Source organism: Bacillus sp. 22190, from assembly GCF_052045575.1.
Lineage (GTDB): Bacteria > Bacillota > Bacilli > Bacillales > Bacillaceae > Bacillus > Bacillus altitudinis.
Window position 1 is genome coordinate 1 of the sequence record NZ_JBQEPF010000051.1, and the last position, 410, is coordinate 410.

Annotated in this window: 2 tRNA genes; both read right to left on the minus strand. The window is 46.6% G+C overall.

The features are described from left to right. Positions 1–101: 101 nt before the first annotated feature. Positions 102–177: transfer RNA gene (locus ACTJKA_RS19995), tRNA-Ala, on the minus strand. Positions 178–191: 14 nt separating this feature from the next. Next, positions 192–268: transfer RNA gene (locus ACTJKA_RS20000), tRNA-Ile, on the minus strand. Positions 269–410: the final 142 nt, after the last annotated feature.

Consider the following 410-nt stretch of genomic DNA (forward strand, 5'->3'; position numbering starts at 1 on the left):
ACCATTTCTTACTTTAGAAAGAATCACTATGTGTGATGAACTTTGCATTGCATTCAATGTGAATGTATTACTTATTGTTATCTAGTTTTCAAAGAACACGTTGGTGGAGCCTAGCGGGATCGAACCGCTGACCTCCTGCGTGCAAGGCAGGCGCTCTCCCAGCTGAGCTAAGGCCCCGATTTAATAGAAGATGGTGGGCCTGAGTGGACTCGAACCACCGACCTCACGCTTATCAGGCGTGCGCTCTAACCAGCTGAGCTACAGGCCCATCTTTCATATCGAAGATATGATGTTGTAGGATCTTTTGCAAGTTCCTTCAAAACTAAACAAGACGAAAAACGTACGCTGCTCCATATATCCTTAGAAAGGAGGTGATCCAGCCGCACCTTCCGATACGGCTACCTTGTTAC